We start from the raw sequence: 17,400 nt of genomic DNA, 5'->3' as shown, positions 1-17,400 counted from the left end.
GCAGGGCCGGAAACCTGCCGGCAAGGCCAGGGTGACGGCTCCCTACAATCCGCCCATGCTCCCGACGTCCCCTGCCGGCACCCGCCGCGCGATCCGCGAACTCCCCGATGAACTGATCAGCCAGATTGCCGCCGGCGAGGTGGTCGAACGCCCGGCCTCGGTCGTGCGCGAGCTGGTCGACAACGCGCTGGACGCCGGCGCCACCCAGATCCAGGTCAAGCTGATGGCCGGCGGCGTGCGGGCCATCGTGGTCGAGGACGACGGCCTGGGCATTCCGTCCGAGGAATTGCCGCTGGCGCTGCGCCGCCATGCGACCAGCAAGATCCGCTCGCTGGAAGAGCTGGAATCGGTGGGCACCATGGGTTTCCGCGGCGAGGCGCTGGCCGCCATTGCCTCGGTGTCAGAGATGGCGATTGCCAGCCGCAGCGAAGGCGCGGCCCATGCCCATCGCATAGACGCCCGCTCCGGCGAGCTGAACCCGGCGGCCCGGGCCCGCGGCACCAGCGTCGAGGTGCGCGAGCTGTTCTTCAGCACGCCGGCCCGCCGCAAATTCCTCAAGACCGATGCGACCGAGCTGGCCCACTGCATCGAGTCGGTGCGCCGCCATGCACTGGCCCGGCCCGACGTGGGCTTTTCGGTCTGGCATGAAGGCAAGCTGGTCGAGCAATGGCGCGCCGGCTCGGCCGAGCAGCGCGTGGCCGATGTGCTGGGCGAAGACTTCGTGAACGAGAGCCGCGCTGTCGAAGGCGGCGCCGGCCCCTTGCGCATCCATGGCCGCGCGGGCCTGCCCGAGGCGGCCCGCAGCCGCGCCGACATGCAGTACGTCTACGTCAACGGCCGCTTCGTGCGCGACAAGCTGATCGCCCATGGCGTGCGCTCGGCCTACGAGGACGTGCTGCACGGCCACCGCCAGCCCTGCTATCTGCTGTTCCTGGAGATCGATCCGGCCCTGGTCGATGTCAACGTGCACCCGACCAAGATCGAGGTCCGATTCCGCGACGGCCGCGAGCTGCACCAGCGGGTGCGCTATGCGGTGCAGGACGCCCTGGCCGTGTCGCGCGCCGCCGAGGCCGCCGACGTGATTGCCACGGCCCAGCAGGTCGCGGCCACGGTGCCGGGTCACCGACCCTCGCCCGGCAATCCGCCGTCCTGGTTCGGCCAGACCACGGCTGCTGAAGCACCAGCGCCGACCTATGGGCCAAGCACGGTGCCGAGCTGGCGCAGCAATACCCAGACTTCGCTGGGCCTGGCTGAGGTCGAGGCGCTGTATGCGCCGCGGGCACCGGTCGCCTTGCCGGAGGGCAGCAGCGCAGCCCCTGCCCTGCCCGCCCACGACTGGGCGCTGGGCCGGGCCATTGCGCAGATCCAGGGCGTCTACATCCTGGCCGAGAACAGCCAGGGCCTGGTCATCGTCGACATGCACGCAGCCCATGAACGCGTGGTCTACGAGCGGCTCAAGGCCTCGCTGGGCGCGGCCGAGATCGAATCGCAGCCGCTCTTGATCCCGATGACCTTTGCCGCCACGGCGCAGGAGATCGCCACTGCTGAAGCTCAAGCGGCGACGCTGATGCGCCTGGGCCTCGACGTGGCCCCGCTGTCCAGCAAGATGCTGGCGGTGCGCGCGCGGCCCTCGGCCCTGGCCGGCGGCGACGTGGTCGAACTGGCGCGCGGCGTGCTGGCCGAGCTCGGCCAGTTCGACGCCAGCCAGGCCATCGAACGGGCCCAGCACGAGATCCTGGCCACCATGGCCTGCCATGGCGCGGTGCGCGCCAACCGCCAGTTGACGCTCGACGAGATGAACGCCCTGCTGCGCGACATGGAGCGCACCGAGCGCGCCGACCAGTGCAACCACGGCCGCCCGACCTGGCGCCAGCTGACGATGAAGGAACTGGATGCGCTGTTCCTGCGCGGCCGGTGATCCAATAGCGCCTTAGCGAAAGACCGACTCCATGGCTACGTTGAAACTGAACAAGAAGCCGGCCCCAGCGGCCAAGACTGGCGGCGGCGAGCGCCGCGCCCCGGTACGCGGCACCGGCGTCTCGCGCAGCCGGCCCACGCTGGCCCAGGCCCAGGCCGACCGTGCCGAGCGGCAGGCCGCCTTCGAACAGCGGCGTGCCGAAGAAGGCCGGGCCGAACGCGAGGCCGCCCGGCCGGCACGCCCCAGCCAGCCCGCTGCAAGACCCGCCGCCAAGCCCGCGTTCCGCCGCGAAGAGCCGGCGGCTCCCCAGGCACCGCGCCGCGACCAGCGCCGCGCCACTGGGCCGGCGGCCTTCGATGCACCTTCACGCCCGCCGCGTCCCCAGCGTCCCGTCGAGCCCTCTCCCGAAGGCGAGCGCCTGTCCAAGCGCATGAGCGAGCTGGGCCTGGCCTCGCGCCGCGAAGCCGATGAATGGATTGCCGCCGGCTATGTCCGCGTCGATGGCCGAGTCGCCGAGCTGGGCCAGCGCGTCGGCCCCGAGGTCAGGATCGAGATCGCGCCCGAAGCCCGTGGCGAGCAGGCCGCGCGCGTGACCATCCTGCTGCACAAGCCGATCGGCTATGTGTCCGGCCAGGCCGAGGATGGCTATGAGCCGGCCGCCGCCCTGATCAAGCCCGACACCCATTGGAAGGACGACGCCTCCGGCCTCAAGTTCAACCGCGGCCAGCTGCGCAACCTGGCGCCGGCCGGACGCCTGGACATCGACTCCACCGGTCTCTTGGTGCTGACCCAGGACGGCCGCATCGCCAAGGCCCTGATTGGCGAGGACTCGCTGGTCGAGAAGGAATACCTGGTGCGGGTCGAGTACGGCGCCCGCCCCGATGCCAAGGCCCAGGAAGGCTTCCCCGAGCAGGACCTGGACCGCCTGCGCCATGGCCTGGAGCTGGACGGCGTGCAGCTCAAGCCGGCCCAGGTCAGCTGGGCCAACGAGGACCAGCTGCGCTTCGTGCTGCGCGAGGGCCGCAAGCGCCAGATCCGCCGCATGTGCGAGCTGGTCGGCCTCAAGGTCGTGGGCCTGAAGCGGGTGCGCATTGGCCGCATCCCGCTGGGCAAGCTGCCCCAGGGCCAGTGGCGCTATCTGATGCCCTGGGAACGCTTCTAAATGAAGTCGCCCGTCTGCCTGGCCGGTCCCACCGGCTGCGGCAAGACCGCTGCCGCGCTGAAGATTGCCGAGTACCTGCCGGTCGAGATCATCAGCGTCGATTCGGCCCTGGTCTATCGCGGCATGGATATTGGCACGGCCAAGCCGACCCGCGAAGAGATGGCGGCCGTGCCGCATCACCTGATCGACATCCTCGATCCGTTGCAGTCCTACTCGGCCGCCGAGTTCGCCAGCAGTGCAAAGCAGCTGGCTGACGAGATCCTGGCGCGGGGCCGGCTGCCGCTGCTGGTCGGCGGCACCATGCTGTATTTCAAGGCCTTGTTCGACGGCCTCTCGGCCCTGCCCCAGGCCGATGCCGACCTGCGCGCCCAGCTGGACGACGAGGCCGAGCAGATCGGCTGGCCGGCCATGCATGCCAAGCTGGCCGCCATCGATCCCGAGACGGCCGCCCGCCTCGCCCCCAATGATTCGCAGCGCATCCAGCGCGCCCTGGAGGTCTGGCAGCTGAGCGGCAAGACCCTGTCGCAGCTGCACGCCGAACCGCAGCGCAGCGAGGGCGTGGACTGGCCGCTGCTGTCGCTGGAGCCGCAGGACCGGGCCTGGCTGCACAAGCGGCTGGATCAGCGCTTCGAGCAGATGCTGGATGGCGGGCTGATCAACGAGGTCAAGGCCTTGCGCGGGCGTGGCGACCTGTCGCTGGACCTGCCCTCGATGCGCTGCGTCGGCTACCGCCAGACCTGGGAGGCGCTGGACCGCGACGATTTCCGAGACCTGGCCGAGCGCGGCAGCGCGGCCACCCGCCAGCTGGCCAAGCGCCAGATCACCTGGCTGCGCAGCATGCCTCAGCGCCAGGTCGTCGATTGCCAGCATCCGGACGCCGCCCTGCATGTGCTGGCCGCGTTGGAAAAGTGCCTGCGCGATGGCACCGGTTCTTGAAGCCCGGGCGCTGGGCAAGCGCTATGGCGAGACGCCGGTGTTCGCCGGCCTCTCGCTGCAATTGCAAGCCGGCGAACTCGTGGCCTTGCTGGGCGAATCCGGCAGCGGCAAGTCCACGCTGCTGAACTGCCTGGCCGGCCTGGATCGACCCGACGAGGGCCGGGTCTTGCTCGAAGGCCAGGCCCTCAGCGAACTGGACGAGGCCGCGGCTGCGCGCATGCGCCGCGCCCGGCTGGGCTTCGTGTTCCAGGCCTTCCATGTGCTGCCGCATCTGAGCGTGGCCGAAAACGTCGGCCTGCCGCTCCTTCTGCTGGGGCGCGAAGACCCGGCCCGGGTCGCCGATCTGCTCGCGGCCGTGGGGCTGGCCGGCCTGGGCGAACGCCTGCCGCGCCAGCTCTCCGGCGGCCAGCTGCAGCGCGTGGCCATTGCCCGCGCCCTGGTCCACAAGCCGGCCCTGGTGTTGGCCGACGAGCCCACCGGCAACCTGGATCCGCGCCATGCCGAGGCGGTACTGCGCCTGCTGGTCGAGCAGACCCGCGCCGAAGGCACGGCCTGCCTGCTGGTCACCCATTCCGAACGTGCCGCCGCCCATGCGGACCGCCGGCTCCGACTGGCCGAGGACGGCCTGGAGGCGCTGGCGTGACCCTGGCCTGGCGCTGGCTGCGCAGGCTGTCGCTGCCGGCCCTGCGCCAGGAAGCTTGGCGCCCTGCCCTGGCCCTGCTGGCCGTGGTGCTCGGCGTGGGCCTGGCCTATGGCGTGCACCTGATCAACAGCGCGGCCCTGGCCGAGTTCGGCGCCGCGGCACGCAGCGTCGAAGGCCGGCCCGACCTGGTCGTGCGGCCGGTGGCAGGCGGCGAAATCACGCTGGCGCTTTTCGAGCAGATTGCGGCCAGCCCTGGCGTGGCCGTTGCCGCTCCAGTGATCGAGGCCGCGGTCCAGGCGCGCGACCGCGAAGGCCTGGCCATGCCGCTGAAATTGCTCGGCGTGGACCTGCTGCAGCAGGCACAGATCAGCCCGGAGCTGATGCCCCGCCTGGCATCGGGCCGCGACGGCTTGGCCGGCCTTTTGGACCCACAGCGCCTGCACCTGAACGCTGCCGCCTTGCGCCGCCTGCCACAGGGCAATGCTCCTTTAGTGCTGCGCCATGCGCGGGGCTCGGACCTGGCCAGTAGTGAACTGCAGCGCGGTGGACAAGTGGCCGCCGCCGGCACGCCGCTGGCCGTGATCGACATTGCTGGCGCGCAGGCCTTGCTGGGAAGATACGGTCTGGACCGCATCGAGCTGCGCCTGCTGCCCGGGGTGCGCAGCGAAGCCTTCATCAAAGGCCTGGCCCTGCCGGCCGGCGTGCGCGCCGCACCGCCGGCCGACAGCGGCGAGCGCATCGCCGATCTCAGCCGGGCCTACCGGGTCAACCTGGGCGTGTTGTCGCTGATGGCGCTTTTCACCGGCAGCTTCCTGGTGTTTGCCGTGATCGCGCTCTCGGTCGCGCGGCGCCTGCCGCAGCTCGCGCTGCTGGGGGTGCTCGGGCTCTCGGGTCGCGAGCGCGCCGGCCTGGTCCTGGGTGAAGCGGCGCTGCTCGGCAGCGTGGGGGCGACGCTGGGCCTGCTGCTCGGCTGGGGCCTGGCGGCCGGTGTGCTGCGCCTGCTGGGCGGGGATTTCGGCGCCGGCCTCGGCCTGGGCAACGCCGCCGCTCTGCCGCCTGTCCAGCCCTGGGCCGCCGCCGTTTTCGGCGGGCTGGGATTGCTGGTCTGCGTGGCTGCGGCTGCCGTTCCGGCCTGGGGCACTAGGCAGATGGCCGTGGCCCAGGTTCTCAAGGGATTGGGGGGGCTCGCACAGCATCCCTGGCCGGCCTGGTTGGGTCCGGTGATGCTGCTCGGTGCCGTCGTGCTGGCCTTGTTGCCGCCGATTGGCGGGCTCAGCCTCGGCGCCTATGCGGCCATGCTTCTTCTGCTACTCGGCGGCCTGGCGGTGCTGCCGCAGATGCTGCGTGCGCTGCTGGCGGTGTCCACCGGACGCAGCGCCCTGGCCCTGCTGGCGCGGCGCCGCCTGTCCGAGCACGGCCCCGAGGCCATGCAGACCCTGGCCGGCGTGCTGGTGGCGCTGGCGCTGTCCGTGGCCATGCTGGTGATGGTCGGCAGCTTCCGCAGCTCGCTGATCGCCTGGCTGGACCAGATGCTGCCCGCCGAGCTCTATGTGCGCAGCGCCCTGCGCCCCGGCACGGCGCTGCCGGAAGCTTTCATCGAGCGGGTGCAAAAGAGCGGGATCGCCCGCCGCATCGCCCTGCAGCGCAGCCTGCGTGCCGAAGGACCGGACGGCGCGCCGATGATGCTGCTGGCGCGCGAGATCGTTGACGAGTTGCGCCTGCCCCTGGTCGGCACCTTGGCCGAACCGCCAGCGGCGGGCCAGGTGCCGCTCTATGTCAACGAATCGCTGCGCGACCAGGGCGCCGAGCCCGGCAAGCCCCTGCGGCTGACACTGGCCGGCGGGCGGGTGCTGGACGGCTTCGTCCGCGGCGTCTGGCGCGACTACAGCCGCCAGAGTCCGGCCGTGCTGGCGCCGCTGGCCGAGGTGCGCCAGGTCAGCGGCGATCCATCGACCAGCGAGCTGCTGCTGTGGCTGCCCGAAGGCGGCGATGCCAAGGTCGCCGTCAAAGCGCTGCGCGCCGCCGCCGATGCACCGGACGACATCGAGATCGCCGAGGCCAGCGATCTGCGGGCGCTGTCGCTGAAGATCTTCGACCGCAGCTTCGTGCTGACCCATGGCCTGCAGGCCGTGGTGCTGGCCATTGGCCTTTTCGGCGTGGCAGCCAGCCAGTCGGCCCAGACCTTGGCGCGGCGGCGCGAGTTCGGCCTGCTGCGCCATCTGGGCCTGACTCGTCGCGAGCTGCTTTCTCTGCTGGCCCGCGAGGCCGTGCTGCTGGCGGCCTGCGGCGCGCTGCTCGGCTTGGCCCTGGGCCTGGCGATCAGCGCCGTGCTGGTCTTCGTGCTGAACCCGCAGAGTTTTCACTGGAGCATGGACCTGCACCTGCCCTGGACTCGCCTGGCCCTGCTGATCGGCGCCATGTTCGCGACCGCCGTGGGTGCGGCCCTGCTGGCCGGGCGGCAGGCCCTGTCGGCCGATGCCGTGCAGTCGGTGAAGGAGGATTGGTAGCGATGCTGCTCCATCGCCGTCGCCTGCTGAGCCTGGTCGCTGCTTCGACCCTGCCCTTGGCGTCGACTCAGGCCAAGGCCGCCGGGCTGCGCTTTCCGCATGACCATGGCGCCCATCCGGGCCTGGCCGTCGAATGGTGGTACCTGACCGGCCTGCTGGGCGAGGAGCATGGCTACCAGCTGACCTTCTTCCGCGTCCGCGGTCCATCGGCCATGGACAGCGGTCGGTTCTCAGCCCGCCAGCTGCTGATAGGCCATCTCGCCCTCAGCGATTTGAAGCAAAAGCACCAGCGCCATGACCAGCGCCTTGCACGGGTTGGTTTCCAGCATGTGCAGGCGGCCGAGGGCGACACGGCGCTTCGCATCTACGACTGGCAGCTACAGCGCAAGCCCGATGGCAGCTACCTCGCCCGTGCTGCATCCGCCACGGCCGGCTTCGCGCTGGAGCTGGAACTGGCGCCAACCCAGCAGCTGCTCTTGCAAGGCGAGCAAGGGCTCTCGCGCAAGGGGCCCACGAGCTACAGCCACTACTACAGCCAGGTCCAGCTGCAGACCCGCGGCCGCCTGCAGCTGGAGGGCCGGGAACGGGTCGTCCAAGGCCGCTCCTGGCTGGACCATGAATGGACCGACCAGTTGCTGGAGCCCGAGGCGGTCGGCTGGGACTGGCTGGGCATCAACCTGCTCGATGGCGGTGCCCTCACCGCTTTCCGGCTGCGGCGTGCCGATGGCAGCACCCTGTCCACCGGCGGCAGCTGGCGCAAGCCCGATGACACGCAGCGCAGCTTTGCCGAGGGTGAGCTGCGCTTCGAAGCGCAGCGCCGCTGGCGCAGCCCTTCGAGCAAAGCGGACTATCCGGTCGAATGGCGGCTCGAGTCGCCGCTGGGGCCCCTGCAACTCAGGGCCCTGTTCGAGGCCCAGGAGATCGATGCACGTCGCAGCACCGGCCTGGTCTATTGGGAAGGTGCCTCGGAGCTGCTGGACTCGCAGGGCCGGCGCATCGGCCTGGGCTACCTGGAGATGACGGGCTACGCCGCCAGGTTCAGCCTCTGATCAGCCTCTGATCACCGGCGTGCGACGCTGCAGCAGCCGGGCATCGGCCCGCACGCAGTTGCGGCCGGCCGCATGGGCTTCGCGCAGCGCGTTCTCGGTGGCCTGGACCAGGGCCTGCAGCGAGCCATGCTCTTCCTGCAATGCCGCCACGCCCAGGCTGGCACTGACCTGCAGCGTCTGGACCTGCCACTGGAAACCCAGCTTCTCGGTGCGCTCGCGCAGCCGCTCGGCCACGTCCAGCGCACCCAGCGGATCGGTATCGGGCAGCAGCACGATGAAGCGGTCATCGTCGAAGCGGGCCAGCAGATCGGGCTGGCGCAGCTGGGCCTGGGCGCTCTCGGCCAGTGCGGCCAGCAGCAGCTCGCCGCAACGCATGCCGAAGCGGCTCTGTACCTGGCTGAAATGATCAACCTGCAGCAGCACCAGAGCGCAGGGCCGCTGGTAGCGGCGCGCGGCGGCCAGTTCGCGCTCGGCGGCGGGAATGAAATGGCGACGGTCGCAGAGCCCGGTGGCCGGATCGACCGTGCCCTCGCGGCCCAGCAGCTGCAAGGCCTGCTCCAGCGGTTCTATCAAAGCAACCAGCAGGCCGCTGGCCAGGCCGGCGCAGATGGCGGCACCGGTGGCACCGACCAGCAGGCTGCTGGTGGCCGGCACAGCCAGGATCCATCCGATCAGCTGGGCCAGCGCCACGCAGGGCAGCCAGGTCGCCGCGAACAGCCCGGCCCAGACCAGGCTGCTGCCGCGCTGGCGGCGCAGATCAGCCAGCTGCTGCAGCCAGTGCGGGGCTTCGGGGATGGCAGGGGTGCTCATGAATGAGGGAGGCCTGTGCCGAAGGATCGGCACAGGCCTATTCAAGCACAAGCCGGCCCGTCTGCGCCGTCCCGTGCCCCCCGGAAATCAGTGAGCGCCGCCGGCGTCCACCGGCGCCGCACCGAGCCGGGGCGGCCGGCGCGTCATCCAGACGAAGGCGATCAGGGCCAGGAACAGCACGGCCGAGGCCAGGAAGATATCGTCCGCGGCCCGGGTGAAGGCCTGCTGGTCGATCAGGCGGTTGATCTGGGCCCAGGCCTGTTCAGGGGACAGGCCGGTGCCGGTCAGCCGGGCAATCGTTTCGCCCGCCACCGGGTCGCCCTGGGCCAGCCGCTCCACCATGTGCTGGTGGTGCAGCGTGGCGCGGTTCTCCCACAGCGTGGTCGAGATCGAGGTGCCCATGGCGCCGGCCGTGATGCGGACGAAGTTCGACAGGCCCGCGGCGGCCGGCATGCGATCCGGCGCGATGCCGGTCAGGGTCAGCGTCGACAGCGGGATGAAGAAGAAAGCCAGCGCCGCGCCCTGCAGGATGGTCGGCACCATGATGGTGGCGAAGTCGGTCTGCGTGGTGAAGTTGGAGCGCATGGTCAGCACCACCGCGAACATCACGAAGGCGAAGCTGCCCATGGCCCGCGGATCGAAGCGGCTGACATTGCGCCCCACCAGCGGCGACAGCAGGATGGCCAGCGCGCCCACCGGCGCCAGCGCCATGCCGGCATCGGTGGCCGTGTAGCCCATCCACTGCTGCAGCCACAGCGGCAGCAGCACCACATTGCCGAAGAACAGGCCATAGCCAACCGACAGCGTCAGCGCCCCGACCGCGAAGTTGCGGCTGGCGAACAGGCGCAGGTCCACGACCGGATGCTCGTCGTACAGCTCCCAGACCAGGAAGAACAGGAAGCACACGACCGCCGTGACCGCCAGGATCTGGATCTCGCCGCTGGCGAACCAGTCCAGCTCCTTGCCCTTGTCCAGCATCAGCTGCAGCGCGCCCACCCACAGCACCAGCAGGGTCAGGCCCACGCCGTCGATCGGCAGCTTGGCTGTCGGCGTCTCGCGCTTGCGGTAGATGCTCCAGGTCAGGTAGGCCGCGAACAGGCCCACCGGCACATTGATGTAGAAGATCCAGGGCCAGGAGACGTTGTCGGTGATCCAGCCGCCCAGCAGCGGCCCGACCACCGGCGCGACCAGGGTGGTCATGCCCCACAAGGCGAGCGCCGTCCCCGCTTTCTCGCGTGGATAACTGGCCATCAAGAGGGTCTGCGACAGCGGAATCATCGGGCCCGCCACCAAGCCTTGCAGCACGCGGCAGGCCACCAGCATCTCCAGCGAATGGGCGAAGCCGCACAGCCAGGAGGCCAGCACGAAGAGCAGCACGCTCATCGTGAACAGGCGCACCGCGCCGAAGCGGCGGGTCAGCCAGCCGGTCAGCGGCACCGAGATCGCATTGGCCACGCCGAAGCTGGTGATGACCCAGGTGCCCTGCACCGGGCTGACGCCCAGGTCGCCCGCAATCGCCGGCAGCGACACGTTGGCGATGGACGAGTCCAGCACGTTCATGAAGGTTGCCAGCGACAGTGCCAGCGTGCCCAGCACCAGGCTGGAGCCCTGCAGCGGCGCCGGTGCAGATCCAGCCTGCTGACTCATCCGTTCACCTTGGCGCGCGGTGCGGTCTTGATCGCACGGCCCAGATTGGCCTTGATGATGCGGTCCACGTCGGCATCGGCGGCGGCCTCGGCGCGCTCATGCACCTTGGTCTCGACACTGGCCGAGGGACGGGCCGTATCCACCAGGGACTTGCCGCCCTGGTCCGACACGTCCACGTCCACGTTCATGGACAGGCCCACGCGCAGCGGATGCTCGGCGACCTGCTTGGGGTCCAGGGCAATGCGCACCGGCACGCGCTGCACGACCTTGATCCAGTTGCCGGTGGCGTTCTGCGCCGGCAGCAGGGCGAAGGCGGCGCCGGTGCCGGCGGCCAGGCCGACGATCCTGCCGTCGAACTCGACCTTCTTGCCGTACAGGTCGGCCACCAGCTTGGCGCTCTGGCCAATGCGTAGGTGGTTGAGCTGGCCTTCCTTGAAGTTGGCATCGACCCAGGCCTGCTGCAGGCCCACCACGGCCATCAGCGGCGCGCCGGCGGCCACGCGCTGGCCCAGCTGCACGCTGCGGCGAGCCACCCAGCCGTCCACCGGCGCCGGCAGCTCGGTGCGCTGCAGGGCCAGGAATGCTTCGCGCACACGGGCCGCGGCACGCTGCACATTGGGATGCTGCTCGGCCGGCACGCCATCGGTCAGCACCTGGTTGCTGGCCAGTTGGTCGCGGGCAGCGGACAGGGCCGACTGGGCCGCGGCCACGCTGCTGTCGGCGGCCTTGATCTGCGACTGCACATGCTCGAATTCCTCGCGGCCGACGGCGCCGGTCTCGACCAGCGGGGCGCGGCGCTTGGCGTCCGCCTGCAGGCGGTTCAGCTCGGTCTGAGCGCGCTGCACATCGGCCTCGCGCAGCTTGATCTGGGCATTCAGCGTGCTGTTGTTGGCGTAAAGCGTGCGCACCTCGCGGACCGTCTGGGCCAGCTGGCTCTCGGCCTGCTCCAGGGCCACACGGGCATCGGCCGGGTCCAGACTGACCAGGGGTTGGCCGGCCTTGACGTAGTCGGTGTCGTCGGCATGGATGGCTCGCACCGTGCCGCCGACCAGGGGCGTGATCTGGACCACGTTGGCCTGCACATAGGCGTTGTCGGTGCTCTCGTGCTTGCTGCCTATCAGCTTGTCGTAGGCCACGTAGCCGGCCAGGGCCAGCAGCACGGCCACGCTGAGCAGGGTCAGCGCCTTCTTGCGCTTGCCGTTGCCGTTGGAGGGGGTGTTGTTGATTGCTTCGCTCATGGTGTTTCGCTTGATGTTCAGTTCGTCGTGTTCTCGTTCCAGCCGCCACCCAGGGCGCGGATCAGGCCGACCTGGCCCTCCAGCGACTGGGCGCGCAGGTCGAGCAGCTGGCGCTGCTGCTGCAGCAGGCCAAGCTGGGCGTTGTGGACCGCGAGCTGGCTGCCGAGGCCGGCCTGGCGGCGTTGCTGCGCCAGCTCCAGCAGGCGGCGCGACTGCTCCAGCGCCTCGTTCTGCTCGCCGCTCTGGGCGCGCAGCGACTGCAGGCCGGTGTACTGGTCGCTGGCATCGCGCACCGCTTCGACCAGGGCCGCGTTGTAGGCGGCCACGGCCGCATCGGCTTCTGCGGCATTGCCCTTCAGCTGGGCGCGGAGGCGGCCGGTGTCGAACAGGGGCAGGCGCAGCGACGGTCCGAAACCGTATTGCCGGCTGCCTGCATTGATCAGGTTGTCGAGACCGATCGAGCTGAAGCCGGCAAAGGCGCTCAGCGTGACATTGGGGAAGAACTGGGCCCGGGCCTCGCGCACCGTCTGCGTGGCGGCCTCGACGCGCCAGCGTGCGGCCACCAGGTCGGGGCGGCGGCCCAGCAGGTCCAGGGCCGGTGCGACTTCGCTCGGCCAGGCCTGGGCGGCGGGCAGCTTGGCGTTCAGGCTGTCCAGGGCCTGCGGTGCCTGCACCGTCAGCGCCGCCAGCTGATGGCGCAGCACGGTGGCTTGCTCGTTCAGGACCAGGCGCTGGCGGCGCAGCTCGGGCAGTGGCAGCTCGGCATTGCGCAGCTCCTGGGCGGTATCGAGACCGGCCTCGTTGCGCTGGCGAACCAGGGCCAGGGCAGCCTGACGCTCACCCAGCATCTTGTCGACCAGCTCAGCCTGCGCCTGCACCCGCGCCAAGGCCAGGTAGGCGCGGCTGACCTGGGCCGAGAGGCTCAGTCGGGCGGCGGCCATGTCGGCGCTGCTGGCCTTCTGCTGGCCCAGGGCCGCGTTCAGCGCCGCCGCATGCTTGCCGAAGAAGTCCCACTCGTAGCTGACGCCGGCCTGCAGCGTAGCCGTGGTGCGGATGGTGCCGGCGATGGGCGGCGGGACCAGGCCATGCTTGGTGAACTGCTGACGGGTGCCGTCGAAGCCCACGCCCAGCACCGGCTTGTCGGCGGCGCCGGCCGCTTCGACGAATGCCGCGGCCTTGTTCATGCGAGCCTGCACCAGGGCCAGGCTGGGCGACTCGGCCAGGGCACGCGCTATCAGCGCGTCGAGCTGGCCATCGTTGAAGGCGCTCCACCAGTGGCTGTCGAAAGCCGGACCGGCCGCTTCGCTCAGACCCAGTTGCTGGCCTTGCAGCGGCTGGGCCGGCTTGGGCAGGTCGGGGATCTGGGCGCAGGCGCCCAGAAGGGCAGCGGCCAGGGCCACCAGGGTCGGTTGGATTTTCATCATCGTCATTCGGACTGGATTTCGTCTTCGTCGTTGTTCTGCGCGGCGCGCAGCGCTTCGCCATTGGCAGCAAGGCGCTGCAGCATCGAGACCAGGCTGCGCCACTCTTCACGCGTGAAGCCGCTCAGCAGCTGGTTGAAGATCTCGGACAGCACGGCCGGCACCTCGGCGGTGGCCTGCTGGCCCTGCTCGGTCAGGGACACGATGACCACGCGGCGGTCTTCGCTGCTGCGTTCGCGGCGGACCAGGTCCTTGGCTTCCAGGCGGTCTAGCAGCCGGGTCAGAGCACCGGGGTCTATGTTCAGCTCGGAGGCAAGCAGGGCCACGGGACCGGGCCCCTGCAAGCGCAGATGCAGAAGCGGCGCCCATTGGGCATGCGTCAGGCCCAGCGGCCCCATGTGCCGATCGGCCATGCAGACGATGGAACCGGTGATGCGCTTGATCAGCCAGCCCAGACTTTCGTCCCGGCGATAGGTCTGGGCGCTGTAGAACTTGGCGGGCTTTGGAGGCATGGGTCGAAATTTAATTGCCTAGGCAATGATTGTCAAGGCAAGTAATCGGCCACAATGCCTGTCACCCCGCCGCGGGACTTGGGAAACCGGGACCGCGCCTCACCTGGATCCGCCATGACCCAAGCTGCAAGACATGAACTGAGCAAGGCCGCGCCGCGTGCGCTGGGCGGCCTCTGGCCCTTTCTGCGGCCCTACCGCGCCCGCATCAGCCTGGCCCTGGTGTTTCTGACGCTGGCGGCCATGACCACCCTGGCCCTGCCCCGCTTCCTCGGCACGCTGATAGACACCGGCCTGGTGCCGGCCGATCCGGGCGCCCGCATCATGGCCTTGCGCGAGCATTTCCTGGCCCTGTTCGGCGTCGGCGCCCTGCTGGGCCTGTTCTCGGCGCTGCGCTTCTACACCGTGACCTGGCTCGGCGAACGGGTGACGGCCGACCTGCGCAATGCGGTCTACCGGCATGTCTTGAAGCAGAGCCCCGAGTTCTTTGAGACCACCCAGACCGGCGAGGTCCTGAGCCGCATCACCACCGACACCACCGTGGTCCAGACCCTGGTGGGCTCCAGCCTCTCCATGGGCCTGCGCAACGGCCTGATGGGCATTGGCGCCCTGGTAATGCTGGTGGTGACCAATCCCTATGTGATGACCCAGGTGCTGGGCATCCTGGTACTGGTGGTGCTGCCGGCGCTTTACTTCGGCCGCCGCGTGCGCAAGCTCAGCCGCGCCAGCCAGGACCGCGTGGCCGACACCAGCGCCATCGCCGCCGAGGTGCTCAATGCCGTGACCGTGGTGCAGAGCTACACGGCCGAGAATCGCGAGGCCGAGCGCTTTGCCGGCGCCAGCGAAAGCGCCTTCGACACCGCCCGCAAGCGCACCCGGGTCCGCTCGCTGCTGGTGGCCTTCATCATCACCGCCACATTCGGCTCGCTGCTGTGGGGCCTCTATCAAGGCACACAGGCAGTGATCGCCGGCAAGATCAGCGCCGGCCACCTGGGGCAGACCGTGATCTACGTGAGCCTGCTGGTCTCCAGCGTGGCCGTGCTGGCCGAGGTCTGGGGCGACATGCTGCGCGCGGCCGGCGCCACCGAGCGCCTGGTCGAACTGCTCGACACCCAGAGCCCGGTGCGCGAACCCACGGAACCGGCTGCGCTGCCGGCCAGCCAGGGCGGCGCCGCGCTGAGCCTGGAGAACATCGTCTTCCACTATCCGTCGCGGCCCCAGCATGCGGCGCTGAGCGAGCTGAGCCTGCAGATAGCCCCCGGCCAGACCGTGGCCCTGGTCGGGCCCAGCGGCGCCGGCAAGAGCACGGTGTTCCAGCTGCTCTTGCGCTTCTACGACGCGCAGTCCGGCGCCATCCGCCTCGACGGCGTGCCCATAGACGCCCTGCCCCTGCAAGCCCTGCGCGAGCGCATAGGCCTGGTGCCGCAGGACAGCGTGATCTTCTCGACCAACGCGCTGGAGAACATCCGCTATGGCCGGCCCGGCGCCTCAGACGCCGAGGTGATGGCGGCCGCCAAGGCCGCCTTTGCCGACGACTTCATCCGCCAGCTGCCGCAGGGCTACGAGACCTTCCTCGGCGAGCGTGGCGTGCGCCTCTCCGGCGGCCAGCGCCAGCGCATCAGCATTGCGCGCGCCATGCTGAAGAATCCGCCGCTGCTGCTGCTAGACGAAGCAACCAGCGCCCTGGATGCCGAAAGCGAGCGCATGGTGCAGGCCGCGCTGGAAGTGGCCATGCGTGACCGGACCACCCTGGTCATCGCCCACCGCCTGGCCACCGTGCAAAAGGCCGACCGCATCGTGGTGCTGGACCAGGGCCGCATCGTCGAGCAGGGTCGGCACGAGGAGCTGATCCAGGCCGGCGGCGTTTATGCGCGGCTGGCGGCCCTGCAGTTCCAGGGCTGAGCCGGGGCCGCCGCCCCGGTGCCGGGCTCAGCCCGGCTTGTTCTTCAGCTTGCCCTTGGGCATGACGGCGGTGAGCGGCGCAATGGGCCGCGTGGAGACCGACGAGGAATCCTTGGCAGGGCTGCTGTCCTTCTTGGGCTTCTTGCTGGACTTGTCGTTGCGCTGTACACCTTTTGGCATGGCCTGTCACCCTTTCTAGGTTTTCATGGTTGATCGATGGATGGATGGCTGCGGTTCAGCGACGCCGGCGCGCATGAACCGAACGGCCGGATGCTAGCCCGGCGGGCGCTGCTGCGGCACCCAGCCTTTCCCGGCTGCATAGAATCCCGCCCATGACAGCCGCCGCCCCCGCTTCCGCCCAGTACGAAACCTTCATGCGCCATGTCTATGAGCAGGGCGTCAGCAAGAGCGACCGCACCGGCACCGGCACTCGCAGCGTGTTCGGCTACCAGATGCGCTTCGACCTGGCCCAGGGCTTTCCGCTGGTGACCACCAAGAAGGTGCACCTGAAGTCCATCATCCTGGAACTGCTGTGGTTCCTGCGCGGCGACTCCAACGTCAAGTGGCTGCAGGAACGCGGCTGCACGATCTGGGACGAATGGGCCCGCGAAGACGGCTCGCTGGGCCCGGTCTACGGGGTGCAGTGGCGCAGCTGGCCCAAGGCCGATGGCAGCCATGTGGACCAGATCGCCGAGGTGGTCAAGCAGCTCAGGACCAACCCCGATTCGCGCCGCATCATCGTCAGCGCCTGGAACGTGGCCGAGCTGGACCAGATGGCCCTGATGCCCTGCCATGCCTTCTTCCAGTTCTACGTGGCCGACGGCAAGCTCAGCTGCCAGCTCTACCAGCGCAGCGCCGACATCTTCCTCGGCGTGCCCTTCAACATCGCAAGCTATGCCCTCTTGACCCAGATGCTGGCCCAGCAATGCGATCTTGAACTCGGCGACTTCGTCTGGACCGGCGGCGACTGCCACATCTACAGCAACCATTTCGAGCAGGTTGAGACCCAGCTCTCGCGCCAGCCCCTGCCCTACCCGAGCATGAACATCAAACGCCGCCCGGCCTCGATCTTCGACTACGAGTACGAGGACTTCGAGCTGGTCGGCTATGAGTCGCATCCTGCTATCAAAGCGCCTGTGGCCGTATGAGTTTGATCACCTTGATCGCCGGTGTCGCCAGCGATGGCGCCATCGGCCGCAACAACGAGCTGCTCTGGCGCTTGCCCGAGGACCTGGCGCATTTCAAGGCGCTGACACTCGGCCATGCCGTCATCATGGGCCGCAAGACCTGGGAATCCATCCCCGAGCGATTCCGGCCGCTGCCCGGGCGTCGCAACATCGTCCTGAGCCGCCAGCCGGGCTTGCAGCTCGCGGGTGCCGAGGTCTTGCCCACGCTGCAGGAGGCCCTCGCTGCCTGCGCGACCGATGACCAAGTGTTCATCATCGGCGGTGCGCAGATCTATGCGGCCGCCCTGCCGCAGGCCCAGCGCCTGGAGCTGACCGAGGTCGAGGCCGCGTTTGCCGATGCCGACGCCCATTTCCCGGCCTGGGACCGACAAGCCTTCAAGCAGGTTTCACGCGCTTCGCACCAGAATGCCGCGGGCCTGGCCTTCCATTTCACGCGCTACGAGCGCCAAGACACGCACAAGGATCTCTGAC

Annotated in this window: 15 protein-coding genes; 9 read left to right on the top strand and 6 right to left on the bottom strand. The window is 69.6% G+C overall.

Features of this window, described 5'->3' with window-relative positions:
- Window positions 1-55: 55 nt before the first annotated feature.
- Genes mutL through QT382_RS03545 form a run of 6 tightly spaced genes read left to right on the top strand, consistent with a single transcriptional unit; the run spans window position 56 to window position 8,215 of the window.
- Window positions 56-1,918, top strand: coding sequence for a DNA mismatch repair endonuclease MutL (mutL, locus tag QT382_RS03570; protein WP_289252668.1), 1,863 nt, complete (start codon window positions 56-58; stop codon window positions 1,916-1,918).
- Window positions 1,919-1,949: 31 nt separating this feature from the next.
- Window positions 1,950-3,080 carry a pseudouridine synthase gene (locus tag QT382_RS03565; protein ID WP_353957254.1) on the top strand — a complete coding sequence of 377 codons (1,131 nt, stop codon included), beginning with the start codon at window positions 1,950-1,952 and terminating at the stop codon, window positions 3,078-3,080.
- A complete protein-coding gene (miaA, locus tag QT382_RS03560) occupies window positions 3,081-4,016 on the top strand; it encodes a tRNA (adenosine(37)-N6)-dimethylallyltransferase MiaA (RefSeq protein WP_289252667.1) in 936 nt (311 codons plus the stop codon).
- A complete protein-coding gene (locus QT382_RS03555; RefSeq protein ID WP_289252666.1) occupies window positions 4,000-4,659 on the top strand; it encodes an ABC transporter ATP-binding protein in 660 nt (219 codons plus the stop codon). The genes miaA and QT382_RS03555 overlap by 17 nt, the downstream gene beginning before the upstream one ends.
- Window positions 4,656-7,166: an ABC transporter permease gene (locus QT382_RS03550; protein ID WP_289252665.1), complete on the top strand. Its 2,511-nt coding sequence runs from the start codon at window positions 4,656-4,658 to the stop codon at window positions 7,164-7,166. The genes QT382_RS03555 and QT382_RS03550 overlap by 4 nt, the downstream gene beginning before the upstream one ends.
- Before the next feature lie 2 nt (window positions 7,167-7,168).
- Window positions 7,169-8,215: a lipocalin-like domain-containing protein gene (locus tag QT382_RS03545; RefSeq protein ID WP_289252664.1), complete on the top strand. Its 1,047-nt coding sequence runs from the start codon at window positions 7,169-7,171 to the stop codon at window positions 8,213-8,215.
- Here QT382_RS03545 and QT382_RS03540 read toward each other — a convergent pair whose 3' ends face one another.
- The 5 genes from QT382_RS03540 to QT382_RS03520 all read right to left on the bottom strand — a co-directional run bounded on the left by QT382_RS03540 (window position 8,216) and on the right by QT382_RS03520 (window position 13,843).
- Entirely contained in the window at window positions 8,216-9,025 is an 810-nt protein-coding gene (locus QT382_RS03540) for a GGDEF domain-containing protein (RefSeq protein ID WP_289252663.1), read from the bottom strand.
- An 87-nt stretch (window positions 9,026-9,112) separates the two neighbouring features.
- Window positions 9,113-10,672: a DHA2 family efflux MFS transporter permease subunit gene (locus QT382_RS03535; RefSeq protein WP_289252662.1), complete on the bottom strand. Its 1,560-nt coding sequence runs from the start codon at window positions 10,670-10,672 to the stop codon at window positions 9,113-9,115.
- Window positions 10,669-11,910 carry an HlyD family secretion protein gene (locus tag QT382_RS03530; protein ID WP_289252661.1) on the bottom strand — a complete coding sequence of 414 codons (1,242 nt, stop codon included), beginning with the start codon at window positions 11,908-11,910 and terminating at the stop codon, window positions 10,669-10,671. Before QT382_RS03530 ends, QT382_RS03535 begins: the two co-directional genes overlap by 4 nt.
- Window positions 11,911-11,927: 17 nt before the next feature.
- Window positions 11,928-13,331, bottom strand: coding sequence for an efflux transporter outer membrane subunit (locus QT382_RS03525; protein ID WP_289252660.1), 1,404 nt, complete (start codon window positions 13,329-13,331; stop codon window positions 11,928-11,930).
- Between the two features lie 5 nt (window positions 13,332-13,336).
- On the bottom strand, window positions 13,337-13,843 hold the full coding sequence (locus tag QT382_RS03520) for a MarR family winged helix-turn-helix transcriptional regulator (RefSeq protein ID WP_289252659.1): 507 nt from the start codon (window positions 13,841-13,843) through the stop codon (window positions 13,337-13,339).
- A gap of 114 nt (window positions 13,844-13,957) precedes the next feature.
- Here QT382_RS03520 and QT382_RS03515 point away from each other — a divergent pair, with 114 nt between their 5' ends.
- Window positions 13,958-15,742, top strand: coding sequence for an ABC transporter transmembrane domain-containing protein (locus QT382_RS03515; protein WP_289252658.1), 1,785 nt, complete (start codon window positions 13,958-13,960; stop codon window positions 15,740-15,742).
- Between the two features lie 27 nt (window positions 15,743-15,769).
- Here the strand turns inward: QT382_RS03515 and QT382_RS03510 are convergent, their stop codons facing one another.
- On the bottom strand, window positions 15,770-15,922 hold the full coding sequence (locus QT382_RS03510) for a hypothetical protein (protein ID WP_289252657.1): 153 nt from the start codon (window positions 15,920-15,922) through the stop codon (window positions 15,770-15,772).
- A 152-nt stretch (window positions 15,923-16,074) separates the two neighbouring features.
- Between QT382_RS03510 and QT382_RS03505 the strand changes: the two genes are divergently transcribed.
- Both QT382_RS03505 and QT382_RS03500 read left to right on the top strand, forming a co-directional pair.
- Window positions 16,075-16,890: a thymidylate synthase gene (locus QT382_RS03505; RefSeq protein WP_289252656.1), complete on the top strand. Its 816-nt coding sequence runs from the start codon at window positions 16,075-16,077 to the stop codon at window positions 16,888-16,890.
- On the top strand, window positions 16,887-17,399 hold the full coding sequence (locus tag QT382_RS03500; protein ID WP_289252655.1) for a dihydrofolate reductase: 513 nt from the start codon (window positions 16,887-16,889) through the stop codon (window positions 17,397-17,399). The genes QT382_RS03505 and QT382_RS03500 overlap by 4 nt, the downstream gene beginning before the upstream one ends.
- The last annotated feature ends 1 nt before the right edge of the window (window position 17,400 follow it).

Source organism: Pelomonas sp. SE-A7 (assembly GCF_030345705.1).
Classification (GTDB): domain Bacteria; phylum Pseudomonadota; class Gammaproteobacteria; order Burkholderiales; family Burkholderiaceae_C; genus JAUASW01.
Note: the sequence above shows the minus strand (reverse complement) of the source record. Positions and strands in the feature narration are given on the sequence as shown.